This is a genomic window from Pseudomonas sp. Tri1, from assembly GCF_017968885.1.
Taxonomy (GTDB): Bacteria; Pseudomonadota; Gammaproteobacteria; order Pseudomonadales; family Pseudomonadaceae; genus Aquipseudomonas.
Window position 1 is genome coordinate 77159 of sequence record NZ_CP072913.1, and the last position, 18792, is coordinate 95950.

General features: G+C 59.6%; 18 protein-coding genes. 7 read left to right on the forward strand and 11 right to left on the reverse strand.

Features of this window, described 5'->3' with window-relative positions; genetic code table 11:
• Nucleotides 1-24 precede the first annotated feature (24 nt).
• The 4 genes from fmt (at nt 25) to J9870_RS00370 (ending at nt 4178) form a co-directional block, all read left to right on the forward strand.
• Nucleotides 25-984, forward strand: coding sequence for a methionyl-tRNA formyltransferase (gene fmt, locus J9870_RS00355; RefSeq protein WP_210642208.1), 960 nt, complete (start codon nt 25-27; stop codon nt 982-984).
• Nucleotides 981-2291: a 16S rRNA (cytosine(967)-C(5))-methyltransferase RsmB gene (rsmB, locus tag J9870_RS00360; protein WP_210642209.1), complete on the forward strand. Its 1311-nt coding sequence runs from the start codon at nt 981-983 to the stop codon at nt 2289-2291. The genes fmt and rsmB overlap by 4 nt, the downstream gene beginning before the upstream one ends.
• A gap of 25 nt (nt 2292-2316) precedes the next feature.
• The gene (gene trkA / locus J9870_RS00365; protein ID WP_210642210.1) at nt 2317-3690 is read left to right on the forward strand and encodes a Trk system potassium transporter TrkA; all 1374 of its coding nucleotides are present in this window, start codon (nt 2317-2319) and stop codon (nt 3688-3690) included.
• Nucleotides 3691-3866: 176 nt separating this feature from the next.
• Nucleotides 3867-4178, forward strand: a complete 312-nt coding sequence (locus tag J9870_RS00370) for a tetratricopeptide repeat protein (RefSeq protein ID WP_116833843.1) — start codon at nt 3867-3869, stop codon at nt 4176-4178.
• A 388-nt stretch (nt 4179-4566) separates the two neighbouring features.
• Here J9870_RS00370 and J9870_RS00375 read toward each other — a convergent pair whose 3' ends face one another.
• The gene (locus J9870_RS00375; protein ID WP_210642211.1) at nt 4567-5262 is read right to left on the reverse strand and encodes a DUF1963 domain-containing protein; all 696 of its coding nucleotides are present in this window, start codon (nt 5260-5262) and stop codon (nt 4567-4569) included.
• Between the two features lie 557 nt (nt 5263-5819).
• On the opposite strand from J9870_RS00375, the gene J9870_RS00380 reads away from it, so the two are divergent.
• Both J9870_RS00380 and J9870_RS00385 read left to right on the forward strand, forming a co-directional pair.
• Nucleotides 5820-8075, forward strand: coding sequence for a KAP family NTPase (locus J9870_RS00380; protein WP_210642212.1), 2256 nt, complete (start codon nt 5820-5822; stop codon nt 8073-8075).
• A 180-nt stretch (nt 8076-8255) separates the two neighbouring features.
• Nucleotides 8256-9107 (forward strand): DUF5677 domain-containing protein, encoded by an 852-nt coding sequence (locus J9870_RS00385; RefSeq protein ID WP_210642213.1) that lies wholly within the window; start codon nt 8256-8258, stop codon nt 9105-9107.
• Between the two features lie 59 nt (nt 9108-9166).
• Here J9870_RS00385 and J9870_RS00390 read toward each other — a convergent pair whose 3' ends face one another.
• The 6 genes from J9870_RS00390 to J9870_RS00415 form a co-directional block, all read right to left on the reverse strand.
• Nucleotides 9167-9532, reverse strand: coding sequence for a DUF6124 family protein (locus J9870_RS00390; protein WP_210642214.1), 366 nt, complete (start codon nt 9530-9532; stop codon nt 9167-9169).
• 449 nt (nt 9533-9981) lie between these two features.
• On the reverse strand, nt 9982-10617 hold the full coding sequence (locus J9870_RS00395) for an SCO family protein (RefSeq protein WP_210642215.1): 636 nt from the start codon (nt 10615-10617) through the stop codon (nt 9982-9984).
• Nucleotides 10614-11513: a heme o synthase gene (gene cyoE, locus J9870_RS00400; protein ID WP_210642216.1), complete on the reverse strand. Its 900-nt coding sequence runs from the start codon at nt 11511-11513 to the stop codon at nt 10614-10616. The genes J9870_RS00395 and cyoE overlap by 4 nt, the downstream gene beginning before the upstream one ends.
• Complete coding sequence (locus J9870_RS00405; RefSeq protein WP_210642217.1) at nt 11501-12580, reverse strand: COX15/CtaA family protein; 1080 nt, start codon at nt 12578-12580, stop codon at nt 11501-11503. Before J9870_RS00405 ends, cyoE begins: the two co-directional genes overlap by 13 nt.
• Nucleotides 12581-12590: 10 nt before the next feature.
• Complete coding sequence (locus J9870_RS00410) at nt 12591-13184, reverse strand: hypothetical protein (RefSeq protein ID WP_210642218.1); 594 nt, start codon at nt 13182-13184, stop codon at nt 12591-12593.
• On the reverse strand, nt 13150-13887 hold the full coding sequence (locus J9870_RS00415) for an SURF1 family protein (protein ID WP_210642219.1): 738 nt from the start codon (nt 13885-13887) through the stop codon (nt 13150-13152). Before J9870_RS00415 ends, J9870_RS00410 begins: the two co-directional genes overlap by 35 nt.
• A gap of 70 nt (nt 13888-13957) precedes the next feature.
• On the opposite strand from J9870_RS00415, the gene J9870_RS00420 reads away from it, so the two are divergent.
• Nucleotides 13958-14161 (forward strand): twin transmembrane helix small protein, encoded by a 204-nt coding sequence (locus J9870_RS00420; RefSeq protein WP_014335867.1) that lies wholly within the window; start codon nt 13958-13960, stop codon nt 14159-14161.
• 8 nt (nt 14162-14169) lie between these two features.
• Here the strand turns inward: J9870_RS00420 and J9870_RS00425 are convergent, their stop codons facing one another.
• The 4 genes from J9870_RS00425 to coxB all read right to left on the reverse strand — a co-directional run bounded on the left by J9870_RS00425 (nt 14170) and on the right by coxB (nt 18557).
• Complete coding sequence (locus J9870_RS00425) at nt 14170-15057, reverse strand: cytochrome c oxidase subunit 3 (RefSeq protein ID WP_210642220.1); 888 nt, start codon at nt 15055-15057, stop codon at nt 14170-14172.
• A gap of 24 nt (nt 15058-15081) precedes the next feature.
• The gene (locus J9870_RS00430) at nt 15082-15633 is read right to left on the reverse strand and encodes a cytochrome c oxidase assembly protein (protein ID WP_210642221.1); all 552 of its coding nucleotides are present in this window, start codon (nt 15631-15633) and stop codon (nt 15082-15084) included.
• A 121-nt stretch (nt 15634-15754) separates the two neighbouring features.
• Nucleotides 15755-17347 (reverse strand): cytochrome c oxidase subunit I, encoded by a 1593-nt coding sequence (gene ctaD, locus J9870_RS00435; RefSeq protein ID WP_210642222.1) that lies wholly within the window; start codon nt 17345-17347, stop codon nt 15755-15757.
• Nucleotides 17348-17429: 82 nt separating this feature from the next.
• Complete coding sequence (coxB, locus tag J9870_RS00440) at nt 17430-18557, reverse strand: cytochrome c oxidase subunit II (RefSeq protein ID WP_134922248.1); 1128 nt, start codon at nt 18555-18557, stop codon at nt 17430-17432.
• Nucleotides 18558-18792 lie beyond the last annotated feature (235 nt).

The following is an 18792-nucleotide window of genomic DNA, read 5'->3' on the forward strand; positions in this document are numbered from 1 at the left end:
CTGCTTTGAAATTGAGAGCTTCCCATGACTGAGCCACTGCGCATCGTCTTTGCCGGCACCCCCGAGTTCGCTGCCGAACACCTCAAGGCCCTGCTGGCCAGCCCTCATGAAATCGTCGCGGTCTACACCCAGCCGGATCGGCCGGCCGGTCGCGGGCAAAAACTGATGCCCAGCCCGGTCAAGCAGTTGGCCTTGGAAAACGGTCTCCAGGTGTTGCAGCCGCCGACCCTGCGTGACGCCCAGGCCCAGGCCGAACTGGCGGCGCTGAAGCCGGATCTGATGGTGGTGGTCGCCTACGGCCTGATCCTGCCCCAAGTGGTGTTGGATATCCCGCGCCTGGGTTGCATCAACAGCCACGCCTCGCTGCTGCCACGCTGGCGCGGTGCGGCGCCGATCCAGCGCGCCGTGGAAGCCGGCGACGCGATGAGCGGCGTCACGATGATGCGCATGGAGGCCGGCCTGGATACCGGGCCGATGCTGCTCAAGGTCAGCACCCCCATCAGCGCCGAAGACACCGGCGGCAGCCTGCACGACCGCCTCGCACTGATCGGCCCGCCGGCGGTAGTCCAGGCCATCGCCGGCCTGGCCGCCGGCACGCTGGAAGGCGAAGTGCAGGATGACAGCCTCGCCACCTATGCGCACAAACTGAACAAGGACGAAGCCCGCATCGACTGGAGCCGCCCGGCCATCGAGCTGGAGCGCTTGGTACGGGCTTTCAACCCATGGCCGATCTGCCACAGCACCTTGAACGGCGAAGCCCTGAAAGTGCTGGCCGCCAGCCGCGCCGAAGGCAAGGGCACACCGGGTGAAATCCTCAGTGCCAGCAAGGACGGCCTGGTGGTGGCCTGCGGTGAGCAGGCGTTGTGCCTGACACGTCTGCAACTGCCTGGCGGCAAGGCGCTGAACTTCAGCGACTTGTTCAACAGCCGCCGTGAGAAATTTGCCGTCGGCACCGTGCTGGGCCAAGCGGTGGAGGCCTCATGAACCCGCGTCTGGCCGCCGCCAAGGCACTGGCTGCCGTCCTCAACGGAAAAGCCTCGCTCAACAGTTCCTTGCCGACCCAGCTGGACAAGGTCGAAGACCGTGATCGCGGCTTCACCCAGGACCTGGCGTTCGGCACCGCCCGCTGGCAGCCACGCTTGTCGGCCCTGGCGGCCAAGCTGTTGCAGAAGCCGTTCAAAGCGGCGGATGCCGACGTCGAAGCCTTGTTGCTGGTGGGGCTTTATCAGTTGCTCTACACCCGCGTTCCCGCTCATGCCGCCATCGGCGAAACCGTGGGTTGCGCCGACAAGCTGAAAAAACCCTGGGCCAAGGCCCTGCTCAATGCCGTGTTGCGCCGTGCCCAACGGGAAAGCGAAACCCTGCTGGCTGAGCTGGAACATGATCCAGTGGTGCGCACCGCCCACCCGCGCTGGTTGCAGAAATCCCTGAAAGCTTTCTGGCCCGAGCAATGGGAAGCCATCTGCGCGGCCAACAACGCCCATCCGCCGATGATCCTGCGGGTCAACCGTCGTCACCATACCCGCGATGCCTACCTGGCCTTGCTGGGCGAGGCGGGCATCCCGGCCATCCCGTGCCAGTACAGCCGCGACGGTATCGTGCTGGAAACCCCCGGCGATGTGCGCGCGCTGCCGGGCTTCGCCGAGGGCTGGATCAGCGTCCAGGACGAAGCTGCCCAACTGGCCGCCGACCTGCTGGAGCTGGCGCCCGGTCAACGGGTGCTGGACGCCTGCTGCGCACCGGGTGGCAAGACCTGTCACATCCTCGAGGCCGAGCCGAAGCTGGCCGGCGTGGTGGCGGTGGACCTGGAAGCCAAGCGTTTAGTGCGGGTGAAGGAAAACCTTGAGCGCCTGGGCCTGGACGCCGAACTGATCGCCGCCGACGGCCGCGACACTGCGACCTGGTGGGACGGCAAGCCGTTCCAGCGCATCCTGCTGGACGCGCCGTGCTCGGCCACCGGCGTGATCCGCCGCCATCCGGATATCAAGCTGACCCGCCAGCCGGACGACATCGCCGCACTGGCGGTGTTGCAGGGTGAATTGCTCGACGCCCTGTGGATAACCCTGGAAGTCGGCGGCATATTGCTCTACGCCACCTGTTCGACCTTGCCGACCGAGAACACCGAAGTGATCGAAGCCTTCCTGGCCCGCACCCCGGGCGCCCGGGAGCTGGACATCGCCAGCCAGGCCGGCCTCAAGCAGCCCCATGGCCGCCAGTTGCTGGCCCAGGAGGGCGGGCATGACGGGTTCTACTACGCCAAACTGATCAAGATCGCCGCCGCACGCGGTTAAAACCGATTCGATAGGGAGTGACTGGATGAAAATCATCATCCTCGGCGCAGGACAGGTCGGTGGTTCGCTGGCGGAACACCTGGCCAGCGAGGCCAACGACATCACTGTGGTCGACACCGACGGCGAACGCCTGCGCGACCTCGGCGACCGCCTCGACATCCGTACCGTACAAGGCCGCGGCTCGTTACCTACCGTGCTACGCCAGGCCGGCGCCGACGATGCCGACATGCTGGTGGCGGTGACCAACAGCGATGAAACCAACATGGTCGCCTGTCAGGTCGCCCATACGTTGTTTCACACCCCGACCAAGATCGCCCGGGTGCGCGAAGCGTCCTACCTGACCCGCGCCGACCTGTTCGACAACGAAGCGATCCCGGTGGACGTGCTGATCAGCCCCGAGCAGGTGGTGACCAACTACATCAAGCGCCTGATCCAACACCCGGGCGCCTTGCAGGTGATCGACTTTGCCGAAGGCAAGGCGCAACTGGTGGCGGTCAAGGCCTACTACGGCGGCCCGCTGGTGGGGCAGCAATTGCGCCAGCTGCGTGAGCACATGCCGAATGTGGAGACGCGGGTCGCGGCGATCTTCCGCCGTGACCGACCGATCCTGCCCCAGGGCGACACGGTGATCGAAGCGGACGACGAGGTGTTCTTCATCGCCGCCAAGGCGAATATTCGCGCGGTCATGAGCGAAATGCGCCGCCTGGACGAGAACTACAAGCGCATCGTCATCGCCGGTGGCGGGCAGATCGGCGAACGCCTGGCCGAAGCCATCGAAAGCCGCTACCAGGTCAAGATCATCGAGATGAATCCGGCCCGCTGCCGCTACCTCTCGGACACCCTCGACAGCACCGTGGTGCTGCAAGGCAGTGCCTCGGACCGCGACCTGCTGCTGGAAGAAAACATCGCCGACGCCGACATCTTCCTGGCCCTGACCAACGACGACGAAGCCAACATCATGTCGTCGCTATTGGCCAAGCGCCTGGGGGCGAAGAAGGTCATGACCATCATCAACAACCCGGCCTACGTCGACCTGATCCAGGGCGGCGACATCGACATCGCCATCAGCCCGCAACTGGCGACCATCGGCACCTTGCTCGCCCACGTACGCCGCGGCGACATCGTCAGCGTGCACTCCCTGCGCCGCGGCGCCGCCGAAGCCATCGAGGCGATTGCCCACGGCGATGCCAAGTCCAGCAAAGTGATCGGCAAGGCCATCCGCGACATCGGCCTGCCCCCCGGCACCACCATCGGCGCGATCATCCGCGACGAAGAAGTACTGATCGCCCACGACGACACCACCATCCAGACCGGCGACCATGTGATCCTGTTCCTGGTGGACAAAAAGCACATTCGTGATGTCGAGAAGCTGTTCCATGTGGGGTTGAGCTTCTTCTGATCCAGGCTTTGCGGTGGCAGCAATGGCCCCATCGCGAGCAAGCTCGCTCCCACAGAGGAACTCCAGTGCTCACAAATATCGCGAGCAACCCCAACCCCTGTGGGAGCGAGCTTGCTCGCGATAGCTATCTAGCAGCCGACTGATCAACCCCTGACACACCAGATAAGGACGCCGCCATGCTCGATTCCCTGGAAAAAATGCTCGCCAAGGGTGTGGATAACTCCCTGCTGCGCTTCGGCCTGGGCAAGGGCTACCTGGACCTCGGCGAATTCGCCCGCGCCGCCGAGCACTTCCAACGCTGCGTCGAATTCGACCCCAAATATTCAGCCGCATGGAAACTATTGGGCAAGGCCCACCAAGGCCAAGGCGATGCCGCAGCAGCCCGCCAAGCCTGGGAACAAGGCCTCGAAGCCGCCCGAGCCCACGGCGACAAACAAGCCGAAAAAGAAATGACCGTGTTTCTGAAGAAGCTGGATCGCCACCCCTGAATTCACACAAAACAGCTTTTTGTGGCGAGGGAGCTTGCTCCCGCTTGAGTGCGCAGTGCTCACAAAAAAGCCCATCGCGCCCCGAATCCCAGCCCGCCAACCAGCCAACACACAAACCCCCTGTGGCGAGGGGATTCATCCCCGCTGGACTGCGCAGCAGCCCCAAACAGCCACGCGGTTTGTCTAGCCGCTTAACTGACAAACATTCACCGCTCCAATATTGGTCCCCGACGCCCCCTCTCGACCCTGGTCATCAAGACTTGACTGGAGACGCACACGTCCGAATTACCCAAATGATCATTGCCCTTGGGGTTGTTCCTGAAACGGCGGCGGTTTGAGCAGATTAGCTGAACGGACAAGAGGGCAAAATAAATCCGTCCCCCGACTCCTAGTAAAAGTCGTAATAAAGCGCCCACTCTCCAGTTTCATTGTGCTTCCAGAACATCAGGCTCCCACTGTCGACCACGTTCAGATTAATCTTCGAGTCCGATGAGATCTGGAACACAAACTCGAAGCCTTCACCCGGATCAACACCCGACTGGCAGAACGAGGGGTAACCGCCGATCTTGTGTTCGTAGGTGTGGGTGACCAAGTCGTAATAGCTTTGGATCTTGCCCGCGCGTTCCAGCGTGAGGATTGCTTGCTCAAGGTCCTCCGGAACACCACCGCCATCCCACAGCGGAAAGTCCTCCGGCACCGCTTGCGCTGTCAGTGGGAAGGGTTTGAGGAATGTACCTGCCACCGACAGAGACTTGCGCACCAACACATCATCCAACCCATACTCGCGGATGACCCAATTATTCCCCATCGGCTCAAAGTGCTCGGGGAACGGGTTTGAAATGAACACCGTCAGCACACGAACCCCTGCTAGCAGAGGGCTATTGATGGGCAGAGCGGGCAGGTAAAACTGCGCATAGGGGAGCAACTGTTGCCCCGCCTGATTAGTGGGCACCTCTTCATCCGGTCGGAACAGGAATACATTGCCCAGCCAGCTTTCTTCATCGGTGCCGGCAGGACGAAAGCCGCCGGCAATGAGCTTCACGGCGGGGCGGGCCAGGCGTTGCTTGATTTCCTGGATATCCATGGCGATGTAAACCTCCTTTTTACTACAGGATTAAGGCCGCAGATTGGCAGTGTACGAGTGGATAGCAGCGCTTCTCTGCCCGAGCTAGGCCAAAGTAGCGTCCTTCACGGATAAGAGGGTGGGCCTCCTTCCACCCCACGGCCAATGACTTTCCCGAAGGCTCCTAGCGTACCTGAGAGTCATCGATACCGGCCGGCCAGTGGTAAGGAAACGATAGAGCCCGAGGGCAAGGCTGAAAAGCCGACGGATTCTGATGCAGTTGTAGGCAAAGGCGCGATGATACGTGGCTTGGAGGTGCGGTGGTCAGGTCCTGGCTTGGCCCACAGAAGGTGGAGAAGCAGGAGCAAGCACCGATGCGAATGCTATTGAAGGGGAAAATCTACGGAAAATAAATCTGTCCCCTTATTCGTCGGATCGGCAAGATACTAGGAGATCGGGCGAAAACGGAGCCATCAGCATTTATCTGTGTGCTCGAAATTGTGCCAGTTCCTCGGATTGCAAAATGGGACATAAGCACCCCTCCCGTACACATGGCCCCCAGAGGAAGAATTGATCCGATGTTGGAACGTATCAATCACATTGAGCGGCAAGACCGCGCTATCTCAGACCCCGAATCAGACGCCTTGGGACGGGGCCCGTTTATATCCAGCTTGGTCAAGACACTCGTTCACACCGACTACAATCCGAGCACTGGTGACGTGGATTCACGACGTGCGACTGGATTCGTGGTAGGTCTCACAGGCGAGTGGGGATTGGGTAAGTCCAGCGTTTTGAATCTGCTCGAGCACGAGCTCAAGCAGATGAAACACGTTGCTGTAGCGACGCTGAACCCTTGGCTGTTCAAAGGCCGAGATGAAGTAGTGGAGGCGTATTTCAATACTTTGCGCGAGGCACTTGGCTACACCGCCGGTGAGAGGGCACGAAAGCTGTTAGGTCAGTTGGCGCGGTACAAGGCCTCCATCGAGTTGGTGGGCGCCACAACCGGAGGCGTTATTGACGCAGTGGTTGGTGTCGGCGCGGCATCGACAATTACTAAATGGCTACTAAAACTTGTCCGGCTCTTGAACAAGCCTAAGGAGCTATTAGCGAGCCAAGAGCGGAAAAACCTTGAGGCTAAGCTAGCAGAGGCCAACATCGCTGTTGTGGTACTGATAGACGAATTGGATCGCGTCGAGGATGAGGAAGTCCGCGCGGTTGCTCAGCTCGTAAAAGCAGTAGGAGACATCAAGGGCATTTCCTACCTTGTAGCTTACGATCCCAGCCGCGTGACTCAGGCTCTGGGAAAAGGCAACACTCCCGAGGAGAGGCAAAAAACTGGCGAAAGCTATCTTGAGAAGATCATCCAACTCCCCATCCCGTTGCGCCCCTTGTTTATAGACGACGCCCGCGACCTGCTGCTTCATGCTATGCGAAGTAACGGCGTGGTTATGCCTGTCGATACCATGGCTTACCAAACTGAGATCCTTAATCAGCTCCTTAGGGTCATCCGTACACCTCGAGAGATCAAACGATTGATTGGGGCGTTTGCTGTGCTGGAGGAAATCGTACATGGAGAGATCTGTCCGTTCGACGTGCTGGCGTACAGTTGGTTGGTTGCCAAGGCACCAAGTCTCCGTGGGCTTATTGCTGACAATGTAAGCCAGCTTGTGGATGATCCAAGCGTTGAAGAAATGCTCGCCCGGCAGCGCCAGCGTCGCCTAGCCGTGACAAACGGCGAAGACATCTCGTTGCTTGATGTTCTGGGGGCTTCTGCGTCAAGCCATCTTGAAATCTTGCAGTTGCTATTTACCCGGTTCAACCCGGGGCGCCAACGCTCTGCGGAATTGTTTGACGGCTACCGGCTTGCCAAGCGTCGAAATCTCATCCGGCTGCTTTACCTCGGGAATCCTCCGGGGCATTTCTCGAGAGTCGATATAGAAAAATTGTGGGCTTTCACGACCTTGGGTGAATTGGACGCACAACTGAGGCCACTGAAAAAAACCGGACAGATTGGGCCTTTGTTGGATCGAATCGGAGATTTTTCAGCGAGCTTTCCTGAGTCGAGTGATTGCATCTTCTGGGTAGCGCTTGGTCGAGTTCTCGTCCGGGAAAATGATTGGATTACGAAAGAAGAGGTAGAGCGAAATCTGGTGGACGATGCTGGCGCCATTCTTTGGCGGATTGCACGAGACGGTGCTGAGGGATCCAGGCGTTTCAGGCACATCGTTAATGCATTGATCGAAGGGGGGGACCTCCTGATCGTCCCTTGGTTACTTAGAAAGCATCTCTTCGCTCACGGACTTACTGGTAGTCAACGTAAAGGCGATTACATTCTTGAAGAATCAGAGACTAAAGCATTACGCGATTTGGAGTTGCCGCGTTACCGCAATGCTGTTGCGAATGGTACAGCGCTGAAAAAGCTTCCTGACACGGAAGTGATCTTCTGCCTGGTGAACGGCAGTCACTGGGATTCGAAGCTCAGGGAAAATTTTACGTCGCAGATGGACAGCATGGAGGCAATAACCTCATTCGCAGCGCTGATGATGCCACCTGGTATTATTTGTGAACATAGCACACTCGATCTGATGGTTGAGGCAGACACTGTTTTGAAAAAGGCCAATGCGCTTTTGCGAGAGAGTCGTATGCCAGAATCAGAATGGTTGGCCGCCGCTGTTCGCCGACTCCGCGCAGTGCTCGCAGGTCGTGACATCCATTCAGCAGGAGCGCTGAGAGATGATTTCGACGAAGACGAAGACGAAGACGAAAAAAGGACACCTCTCAAGGACATAGTCAGTGATGCTCGAGACGGTTTTGAACTGTCTACGGGCCGCTGACCATGTTGTCGTTTTCACTGGCGCAGACGTTTCTGCTGCGAGTGGCATCCCCACTTGTGGGACAAAGGGAATGGATTTATTACTTAATATAAACCTACCCTGTTTTGAAATTTATGTTTATAGGCCACGCCATACGATTGGTACCAACTATTTCCTTTTGCTCAAGGAAGAGGAGATGAGATGACTGCGTTTCCCAGAGATATCGGCAAGGATTTCGATTCGTTGATGGAATTGATGATCCTTGTCATCAATTCGCGGTTAAACATGCCGGTCGAGCCAGAGATGGGGTTTCTGAACGACATTCAGACGCTTTCCATAAAGCTCTTTAGGCAGCTGTGTTCAACCAAGGTCATTTCGACGGGTTGCTTGTTTCAAAGCAATACCGGCTCGGCTTATGAGTTTATTGATCAGGGGTCAGTTTCAATTCTTGCACGAGCATCCATCGAAACATTCCTCACGTTACATTGGTTATTTAGTGGCAATCTGGAGCTATCAAGATTTCGGCATCGCATATGGCAATATGCAGGCCTACATGACAGGGTGCAACACACCGCAACGACTGCCGAGGGGCGTGCGAAGCAGGCTTCTGCACGTGAACAACAAGCGGAACTGTTGCCACTTATACAGTCGTCCGAGCATTTCAAAAAGTACTCGCTCAAGGAGCAAGCTCAACTTCTTAAAGGCAACTGGCGCGTAAGCTGGTCTTGGGGTGAAGAAGCTGTGCGAGCGGGCTTTCACCGGAGGTATTTCGATAATGTATATGGCTATCTCTGCGGTTATTCGCATAGCAATTACATTAGCGCAATGCAAATTGGCCAAGCGCAAGAGCTTTCTATACAGGCACAAATGAGCGAAGCGGGACTCCAAATTAGCGTTCATGTAATGGCGCATTTCATTCATCTATACGCCGCTACCTTTTCTCCCGCCGCGAATATTCTTGATAAATCTGAAGTAAAATCCATTGTTAATCTTTGGCATTTTAAAGCGGATGATATGGATCACATTTTTTGTGATCATCATAGGGATATCTAAGTCTAGAGACTTGAGACCCAAAGCCCGACGCAGGCGCCGGGCTTTTTCCTTAAAAATAATTACTGCTGTCTCGGCTCCACATTATCCAACACCCGATTCGCCAGCAACGAACTCAGCTCAATCAACTGCTGAATCCCCTGCGCCACATGACGCCTCGATCCCTCAAGATCAAACGCCAAATCACTCACCATGGCATCAGCCGAAGCCAACGTCTCACTGAGGTTGGCAAGCAAACATTCGTTATCGAGGCCTTTCACGACGGTGTATAGCTGCCCCGGTTTGGGGTTGTCTTGGGATTTATCCGATTTCGGTAGCAAGTAGTGATCGAGCACGCGTTTGGTGGTTTCGTCTTGCTGCTTGGCTTTGGATTTTGCGGATTGTGCAGTGGGGTCTGTATCTGGGGGATTCGGAGTAGCTTTGAACATTGGTGTGATCCTCGTGAGGGCCGCTCCATCTCGCTACTAAACGGAAGGGTGGCGGCTGTGCGCAAGTTAGTAGACCGGCGAATCACACCAAAACCGGCGCGCCCGAGGGCGCCATGCGCACAGCCACCATCAAGAACAGGCAAGTACCTGACTGATGAGACTTGTACAACCGAGGTGTGAACCGGGCTACTAAACCCGACCACTGATGGGCAGTGGCAGGAAGACAATAGAACCCGGGGACAAGGCGCACAAGCGGGCGGATTCTGGCGTAGTTGTAGGCAAAGGCGCAAGGATGCGTGGCTTGATAGAGGGGTGTAGGTGGGGGCTGTAGGAGGGAGGATTTTTGGGGATTCGGGTGGGTATTCGGCTTTGGAACTGGACGATTTCATCGCGAGCAGGCTCGCTCCCACAGGAGAATGGCGGTGGGAGCAAGCGTTCTTGTCGTGGCGTTATTTACGCCTGAGCATCTCCGGCAACTGCGCCACCAACTTCTGATTATTCAACGGCGCCCGAATAAACCCACGCTGGGTACCGTCCGGGCCAATCACGGCGAGGTTGCCGCTATGGTCGACGGTGTAGTTGGGTTTGCTGGTGTCCGCCGGAATGAACGGAATGCTCACCGCATTCGCCAGTTTCTGCAGGTCTTCAATCGATGAAGCGGTCAGCCCTTTGAACTGCGGATCGAAGTAACCCAGGTACTGCTTGAGTTGCTTGGGTGTGTCGCGGTTCGGGTCGACGCTGACCAGCACGATCTGCAACTTATCCACAGCCTCGGGCGGCAGTTCGCTTTTGATCTGGCGCAGTTGGGCGAGGGTGGTAGGGCAGATGTCCGGGCAGAAGGTGTAGCCGAAGAACAGCAGGCTCCATTTGTCTTTCAAGCCGTCCATCGCCACGGGCTGGCCGTCCTGGTCGGTCATTTTCACGTCCGGCAGGTTGCGGCTCTGGGGCAGCAGGATGATGCCGGCATCGATCAGCGCGGTCGGGTCGCCCTGGCCTTTGCCGGACAGCACCTTGTTGATGGTCAGGCCGAGGATCAGCGCGATCACGGCCACGAGAATGAAGACGGTTTTCTGGGTTCGAGTCATAGGCTCAACAGTAAGTAATGATCTACAAGCAGGGCGATGAACAGCAGGAACAAGTAGTAAATAGAGTACTTGAAGGTGTTGATCGCCGCGTGCGGCCGACTGCCACGGTACAACACCACGGCCCATTGCAGGAACCTGGCACCCAGTACCAGCGCGCAAATCAGGTACAGCATCCCGCTCATCTGGATCACGAACGGCATCAGGCTCACCGCCAGCAGCACCAGGGTGTACAGCAGGATATGCACCTTGGTGTAGTGCTCGCCATGGGTCACCGGCAACATCGGGATGTCCGCCTTGGCGTATTCCTCCTTGCGGTGAATTGCCAGGGCCCAGAAATGCGGTGGGGTCCAGGCGAAGATGATCAGCACCAGCAACAGCGGTTCGGCGCTGACATGCCCGGTCGCCGCTACCCAGCCCAGCAGCGGTGGCGCCGCGCCGGCCAGGCCGCCGATGACGATGTTCTGCGGTGTCGCCCGTTTCAGGAAGCCGGTGTAGACCACCGCGTAACCGAGCAACGAGGCCAGGGTCAGCCAGGCCGTCAGCGGGTTGGTGAACGCCAGCAGCATGGCCTGGCCGGCCACGGCCAGCGCCAGGGCGAAGGTCAGTGCCGCGGCCGGCGAGATGCGCCCTTCGGCCAATGGCCGTTTGTGGGTGCGGGCCATCACCGCGTCGATGCGCCGGTCCACCACATGGTTGACCGCCGCCGCGCCGCCAGCACACAGGGCGATGCCCAGGTTACCGAATACCAGCACCGTCCACGGCACGCCGGCGCGGGTGGCGAGGAACATGCCGACCAGCGAGGTGATCAGCATCAACACCACTACTTTGGGTTTGGTCAGCTCCAGGTAATCGCGCCAGATCGCTTGGCTGTGGCGTTCACCGGTCAAGGTTGCCATGGCATCTCTCCTTTTATTGTTATGGGGCTGGGGCTGTGTTTATGCGGGTTGAACCGCCAGCGCAGCGGGACTTGATGCTTGACCCGAACCAGGCTGGTGCGGGCGTGATAATTGACCAGCACCAGGGTCAGCAGCAGTGCGGCGCCCCCAGCGTTGTGGGCAACGGCCACCGGCAACGGCAGATGGAACAGCACGTTGCTGATGCCCAGGGTGATTTGCGCCGCCAGTGCGGCCAGCACCAGGCCGGCGAGGCGGGTCATGCCGACCGCTTTCAGTTGCCAGGCCAGCCCCAGCAGCACCACGGTCACCAGCAATGCGCCAATGCGGTGGGTCAGGTGGATGGCGGTGCGGGCATCGCTGTCCAGTTGCCCGCCCAGGTAGTTGGGGCCGATGTGCTGGGTCAGGTGGAAGCCGTTGGCGAAATCGGCCGGTGGCAGCCATTGGCCGTGGCAGGTGGGGAAATCGATGCAGGCCACCGCCGCGTAGTTGGAGCTGACCCAGCCGCCGAGGGCGATCTGGCCGATCACCAGCAGCAGCCCGGCCGTCGCCCAGTGTTGCAGGCGCTTGGGCACGGTCAGCGCCGGCAATACGCCGGACAACCTCAATGTGAGCAGAAACAGCAGGCTCAACGTCGCGAACCCGCCCAGCAAATGCCCGGTCACCACCTGCGGCCACAGCTTGAGGGTCACGGTCCACATGCCGAATGCCGCTTGCGCGAAGACCACGGCCAGCAGGAACAGTGGCAACTTCAACGGCTGGCCGGGGCGGTGGCGGTTCATCCAGGCCCGGGCGGCCAGCACGGTAATCAGCAAGCCCAGGGTCCCGGCAAAGTAGCGATGGACCATCTCGTTCCAGCCTTTATGGGCTTCCACCGGGGCGTCGGGAAAATGCAGCTCGGCATGGGCCAGTTGGGCTTCGCTCTTGGGCACGCTGATGAAACCGTAGCAACCGGGCCAGTCCGGGCAGCCGAGACCGGCGTGGGTGAGCCGAGTGTAGGCGCCCAGCAGGACGACAATCAGTGCCAGCAGCGTGGCGAACAGCGCGAGGCGAAATCCAGGTTTGGCCATGTCGATGCCCTCATCCGATGTTCGACAGTTTCAACAGGTGGCGCAGATCGTTGAGCAAGTCCTTGCCCTTGACCCGGGCGTCGTAGCGCAGCACCAGGTTGCTGTGGGGATCGATGATCCACAACTGGGCGCCGCCAGAGCCCTGGGCACCTTTCTGATAGGTCGGCAGGTCCAGTGGATAGCGTTGCAATTGCGGGTATTCACGCTGCAGTTGCGCGTCATAGTCCGCGTCCAGCGGTTGTGCGATGGCCAAGGCGTGGCTGGCGCGGGACGCGTCGCGGCCGAGGCCGATCTGTACCTGGCGGGCCAGATACACCAGTTGCCGGCAATCCACCGAGCATTCCTGCGGTGCCGTGACCAGGATCTGCCAGCGCTGTTCATCGGCCTGTACGCCAATTTCTGCGCGGGTCTGGCCGGTGCCGATCATCTCGCCGTGGTAGCTGCGGCTTTGCGGCACCCAGAACTGGAATTTGTACATGCCGGTGGCCAGGATCATCGGGCCGATCACCCCGAGCACAATCAGCAGCAGTTGCAGCCGGCCCTTGCGACGGTTCTGCGCCGTGGTTGCCTCAGACGTGTTGGTTGGATTCATGGCGGTTCCCATGGTGTCTCCCTGCGTTGTGCCATCCGAGATAAAGGAAAAGGCCGAACAGTGCCGCCGCCATGGCGAACCACTGCACGGCATAACCGAGGTGTTTTTCCGGCCCCATGGCCACTACGGGCCAATCGGTCCGGTAGGCGCCGGGGCCGCTTTGTTGGCGTAATTCATAGGTGAAACCGCTGCGGCCCAGTTCGGCCCAGAGCTTGTCCGGCTCGATGGTGGTGACCAGTCGTGGCCATGCGGCGCCAGCCGGGTCGGCGTGCAGTTGGAACGTGGTGCCCGGTGCAACGTAGACCCAGGCTTGAAGGCTCATAGGTGCTTCTGGTGTGTTGAAGACCGGCGGGGTGCGTCGGTCCGGCCAGGGCAGCCAGCCGCGATTGACCAGCAACCACAGCCCGGTCCGGTGGTCGAGGAACGGTTGCAGCAACTCGACACCGACCTTGCCGTCGTGCTGGCGGTTATCCAGCAGGATGCTGTGCTCGGCGTCGAACTGGCCCTGCAGCGTGACCGGGCGAAAGGCCGGATCGCTGGTGTGCGCAAGCTCGGTGCTGTCCATCGGCGGCGCCACGCGGCGCTCGGCATAATTTTCCATGAGCACGCGCTTCTGTTCGCCCCGGCTCAATTGCCAGAACCCCAGGCACACCATGACCGGCACCAGAATGGCGACCACCAGCGACGGCACGATGCCCGGCCGGAAGTGTTTCATGGCACCGTCCGAAAGCCGTCGAACGGGATAGCTATACTCACGTGCATCGCGTCCCCCCGGAGTGTTCCTGATGCTAAAAGCAGCCATCGTCCTGATGCTGATTGCCACGATCGCCAGCCTGTTCAGCGGTCTGTTTTTTCTGGTCAAGGACGACAGCAGTTCCAATCGCCTGGTCATCGCCCTGGCGATTCGGGTCAGCCTGGCCGCCGCCACCGTCGGCTTGATTGCCTGGGGTTTTTTCAGCGGCCAGTTGGTCTCCCACGCGCCCTGGTAAGGCTGGTTTCAGAGCACGTAGACGAAGATGAACAAGCCGATCCACACCACGTCGACGAAGTGCCAGTACCAACTCGCCGCTTCGAAGCCGAACTGGTGCTCGTTGTCGAAATGCCCGCGCATGATCCGCATCAGCATGACGAACAGGATGATCGTGCCGATGGTGACGTGGGCGCCGTGGAACCCGGTGAGCATGAAGAACGTTGCGCCGTAGACACCGGAGCCCAGGGTCAGGCCCAGTTCCTTATAAGCGTGAATGTATTCCTCGGCCTGGAAGCCCAGGAACGCGCAACCCAGCAACACGGTGATCGCCAGCCAGAGCTTCAGCGCGCCGCGATGGCCTTTTTTCAGGGCGTGGTGGGCGATGGTGACGGTGACACTGGAACTGACCAGCAGCACGGTGTTGAGCAGCGGCAAGCCCCAGGGGCTGATGACCTCCTTGGGCGCCGGGAAGAGTTTCGGGTCGGGGTTGTTCAGCAGCGGCCAGGCGAACTCGAAGCTCGGCCAGAGCATGTGTGACAGGCCCTTGGTGCCTTCGCCCGCCAGGCCGGGCGCCGAGATGTTGCGCACATAGAACAGCGCACCGAAGAAGGCGATGAAGAACATCACTTCGGAAAAGATGAACCAGCTCATGCCCCAGCGGAACGAGCGGTCGAGTTGTGCGCTGTACAACCCGGCGCGGCTTTCCTTGACCACCGCGCCGAACCAGCCGAACAGCATGTAGGCCACCAACAGGCCGCCGACGAAAAAGATCAGCGGGCCATGGGACTCCGGCCGTGCCGCTTTCAGGTCGTTGAACCAGGTCGCCAGGCCGTACACCGTGACGAACATCCCGACCGTGGCGATGATCGGCCATTTGCTCTGGGCCGGAACGTAATAGTGTTCGTGAGTTGCCATTTATTGTTCTCCTTATCGGGCACGCTATCGGTCAGTGTTTACAGCCACCGGTGGATGACGAGCGGTGATATCGAACAGCGTGTAGGACAGCGTCAGGTGCTTCACTTCCTTGGGCATGTCCCGGTCAACGATGAAGCGCATGGGCATTTCGATGCGTTCGCCGGGTTGCAGCACTTGCTGGGTAAAACAAAAACACTCGGTCTTGTGGAAATACGCCGCTGCGTTGCTCGGCGCGATGCTCGGAACCGCCTGGGCACTCATCGGCCGGTTGGTGGGGTTGTGGGCGACGAAGACCATCTCGTTCACCGCCCCTGGCCGGACCACCAGTTCATTGCCCTTGGGATAGAAGTCCCAGACCATGTCCACCGAATTGGTCGACAGGAACTGCACGCGAACCTGCCGAGACTCATCGACGGTTTGCTCGCCTTCATACTGCCCGGCGGTCTTGCCGTTGATGCCAAACGCCTTGCACATCACGTCGTAGATCGGCACCAGGGCAAAGCCGAAGACGAACATGGCCACCACCACCAGCAGCAGGCGGGTGACCAGTTTCTTCAGCGAAATCGACTCAGCCATGATTTCCAATCCTTACCGAGAACCCTGTGGGAGCGAGCTTGCTCGCGATAGCGGTGGGTCTGACACACCGAGTCGCCGCCATCGCGAGCAAGCTCGCTCCCACACAAGGCCCCGGTGTCATCTATTTAACTTCCGGCGGCGTAGTAAAGGTGTGATACGGCGCCGGCGACGGTACGCTCCACTCCAACCCTTCGGCCCCGTCCCACGGTTTGGCCGGTGCGGGTGGGCCGCCGCGGATGGTCTTGATCACGATGAATAGGAAGAAGATCTGCGTAGCGCCGAACATGAATGCGCCGATGGACGAAACCATGTTGAAGTCGGCGAACTGCAGGTTGTAGTCGGGAATCCGCCGGGGCATGCCCGCCAGGCCGACGAAGTGCATCGGGAAGAACGCCATGTTCATCCCCACGAACGACAGCCAGAAGTGCAGCTTGCCAAGGGTTTCGTCATACATGTGGCCGGTCCATTTCGGCAGCCAGTAGTAGGCCGAGGCGAAGATCCCGAAGATCGCGCCGGGCACCAGTACATAGTGGAAGTGCGCGACCACGAAGTAGGTGTCCTGGTACTGGAAGTCCGCCGGGGCGATGGCCAGCATCAGCCCGGAGAAACCGCCGATGGAAAACAGGATCACGAACGCCACGGCAAACAGCATCGGCGTCTCGAAGGTCAGCGAGCCTTGCCACATGGTGCTGGCCCAGTTGAACACCTTCACCCCGGTGGGCACCGCGATCAGCAGGGTGGCGTACATGAAGAACAGCTCGCCCACCAGCGGAATGCCCACCACGAACATGTGGTGCGCCCAGACGATGAACGACAGGAACGCAATGGCTGCCGTGGCATAGACCATCGAGGTGTAACCGAACAACGGCTTGCGCGAGAAGGCCGGGATGATCGAGCTGACGGCGCCGAAGGCCGGCAGGATCATGATGTACACCTCGGGGTGGCCAAAGAACCAGAACACGTGCTGGAACAGCACCGGGTCGCCGCCGCCGGCGGCACTGAAGAAGCTGGTACCGAAGTGGATGTCCATCAGCATCATCGTCACGCAGCCGGCCAGCACCGGCATCACTGCGATCAGCAGGAACGCGGTGATCAGCCAGGTCCAGACGAACAGCGGCATTTTCATCAGGGTCATGCCGGGGGCGCGCAGGTTGAGGATGGTGGCGATCACGTTGATCGCGCCCATGATCGAACTGATACCCATCAGGTGGATGGCGAAGATGAAGAACGTCACGCTTTCCGGCGCATAGGTGGTGGACAGCGGCGCGTAGAAGGTCCAGCCGAAGTTCGGCCCGCCGCCGGGTGTGAACAACGTCGACACCAGCAGCAGGAACGCCGCCGGCAACAGCCAGAAGCTGAAGTTGTTCATGCGTGGCAAGGCCATGTCCGGCGCGCCGATCATCAGCGGGATCATCCAGTTGGCGAGGCCGACGAACGCCGGCATCACCGCGCCGAAGACCATCACCAGGCCATGCATGGTGGTCATCTGGTTGAAGAACGCCGGCTCCACGATCTGCAGGCCCGGCTGGAACAGTTCGGCGCGGATCACCATGGCGAACGAGCCGCCCAGCAGGAACATGGAGAACGCGAACCACAGGTACAGCGTGCCGATATCCTTGTGGTTGGTGGTCAGCACCCAGCGCATCAGGCCCTTGGCGGGGCCATGGGCGTGGTCGGCGCCGGCATGACCGTGGTCATCGATCACAGCACTCATGTCCTGTCTCCTTCGAACGAGTGGGCTGGACGGCGCGGGGCGTTGAGCCCCGACCGGTTGCGGGAACAAGCGTCAGGCCGGCTCATTTGCTTTCCGCCTGTTTGAGTTCCAGCACTTCTTTAGGCGTAACCATGTCGCCCTTGTTGTTGCCCCAGGCGTTACGTTCATAGGTCACGACCGCAGCGATATCGACTTCCGACAACTGCTTGCCGAATGCGGCCATGGCGGTGCCGGGTTTGCCGTGGAAGACGATGCTCAGGTGATCAGCCTTGGGCCCGGTGGCAATCTTCGAGCCCTTGAGCGCCGGGAACATCGGCGGCAGGCCCTGGCCTTCAGCCTGGTGACAGGCCACGCAGGTGGTGTGGTAGATCTTGTCGCCGCGTTCCTTGAGCTCGTCCAGGGTCCATTCCTTGCTGGTCAGCTCTTTGAGCTGCGCAGCTTCGGCCTTGCGTTCGCCCAGCCACTTTTCGTAGTCGGGCTTGCTCTTGACCTCCACCACGATCGGCATGAAACCGTGGTCCTTGCCGCACAGCTCGGCGCATTGGCCGCGATACAGGCCGGGCTTGTCGACGCGGGTCCAGGCTTCGTTGACGAACCCGGGAATCGCATCGCGCTTGACCGCGAAGGCCGGCACCCACCAAGAGTGGATCACGTCGGCGGAGGTCACCAGAAAGCGCACCTTGGCATCGACCGGCAGCACCAGCGGCTTGTCGACTTCCAGCAGGTAATGCTCGCCCTTGGCGCTCTGGTTATGGATTTGTTCGGCGGGGGTGGCCAGGTTGCTGAAGAACTCGACGTCCTGGCCCAGGTATTTGTAGTGCCATTTCCATTGATAGCCGGTGATCTGGATATCGATGTCCGACTCGCTGGAGTCGTACATCTTGATCAGGGTGGCCGTGGCAGGAATCGCCATGGCTACCAGGATCAGGAAGGGCACGATGGTCCAGAGGATTTCGACGCGGGTGTTTTCGTGGAAATGCGCGGCATTCTGGCCGGTTGAGCGGCGGTGCATCATCATCGACCAGAACATGGCGCCGAAGACGATGATGCCGATGACCACACAGATCCAGAAGATGGTCATGTGCAAGTCGAACACTGCATTGCTGATCTGTGTCGCTCCAGGCGCCATATTCACAGTCCAGGCCGCTTGCGCCTGGCTGAAAATCGACCACAACAGGAGGCCCATCCATACGTGTGGATGTCGCGTCATTGCGGGTTCCCCTTATCGTTCTTGTTATCCCGTAGGCTTAACGCCTGCGGCAAGGGAGAGCGGCTACATCAGACTGCGAACTCGACCGCCGTGCCTTGCTGCATATGCATCGGGTGTCATCAGCTAACTCCATTCCAACCCGAGTATAGACAGCGACTGCAACCTCGCAACGCGATGGCGTAAATCGTTTGAAACAGACAGGGCTTGCGCTAGAGCCCGCGAATGGAGAAGGATG

Excerpts from the sequence above, each read along its gene's own strand:
- J9870_RS00385 (WP_210642213.1), top strand. The coding sequence starts at position 8,256 with ATGACTGCGTTTCCCAGAGATATCGGCAAGGATTTCGATTCGTTGATG.
- cyoE (WP_210642216.1), bottom strand. The coding sequence starts at position 11,513 with ATGGCAACCTTGACCGGTGAACGCCACAGCCAAGCGATCTGGCGCGAT.
- ctaD (WP_210642222.1), bottom strand. The coding sequence starts at position 17,347 with ATGAGTGCTGTGATCGATGACCACGGTCATGCCGGCGCCGACCACGCC.
- J9870_RS00390 (WP_210642214.1), bottom strand. The coding sequence starts at position 9,532 with ATGTTCAAAGCTACTCCGAATCCCCCAGATACAGACCCCACTGCACAA.
- coxB (WP_134922248.1), bottom strand. The coding sequence starts at position 18,557 with ATGACGCGACATCCACACGTATGGATGGGCCTCCTGTTGTGGTCGATT.
- J9870_RS00380 (WP_210642212.1), top strand. The coding sequence starts at position 5,820 with ATGTTGGAACGTATCAATCACATTGAGCGGCAAGACCGCGCTATCTCA.
- J9870_RS00370 (WP_116833843.1), top strand. The coding sequence starts at position 3,867 with ATGCTCGATTCCCTGGAAAAAATGCTCGCCAAGGGTGTGGATAACTCC.
- J9870_RS00395 (WP_210642215.1), bottom strand. The coding sequence starts at position 10,617 with ATGACTCGAACCCAGAAAACCGTCTTCATTCTCGTGGCCGTGATCGCG.
- J9870_RS00375 (WP_210642211.1), bottom strand. The coding sequence starts at position 5,262 with ATGGATATCCAGGAAATCAAGCAACGCCTGGCCCGCCCCGCCGTGAAG.
- rsmB (WP_210642209.1), top strand. The coding sequence starts at position 981 with ATGAACCCGCGTCTGGCCGCCGCCAAGGCACTGGCTGCCGTCCTCAAC.
- J9870_RS00430 (WP_210642221.1), bottom strand. The coding sequence starts at position 15,633 with ATGGCTGAGTCGATTTCGCTGAAGAAACTGGTCACCCGCCTGCTGCTG.
- J9870_RS00425 (WP_210642220.1), bottom strand. The coding sequence starts at position 15,057 with ATGGCAACTCACGAACACTATTACGTTCCGGCCCAGAGCAAATGGCCG.
- J9870_RS00405 (WP_210642217.1), bottom strand. The coding sequence starts at position 12,580 with ATGGCCAAACCTGGATTTCGCCTCGCGCTGTTCGCCACGCTGCTGGCA.
- fmt (WP_210642208.1), top strand. The coding sequence starts at position 25 with ATGACTGAGCCACTGCGCATCGTCTTTGCCGGCACCCCCGAGTTCGCT.
- J9870_RS00420 (WP_014335867.1), top strand. The coding sequence starts at position 13,958 with ATGCTAAAAGCAGCCATCGTCCTGATGCTGATTGCCACGATCGCCAGC.
- J9870_RS00415 (WP_210642219.1), bottom strand. The coding sequence starts at position 13,887 with ATGAAACACTTCCGGCCGGGCATCGTGCCGTCGCTGGTGGTCGCCATT.
- J9870_RS00410 (WP_210642218.1), bottom strand. The coding sequence starts at position 13,184 with ATGGGAACCGCCATGAATCCAACCAACACGTCTGAGGCAACCACGGCG.
- trkA (WP_210642210.1), top strand. The coding sequence starts at position 2,317 with ATGAAAATCATCATCCTCGGCGCAGGACAGGTCGGTGGTTCGCTGGCG.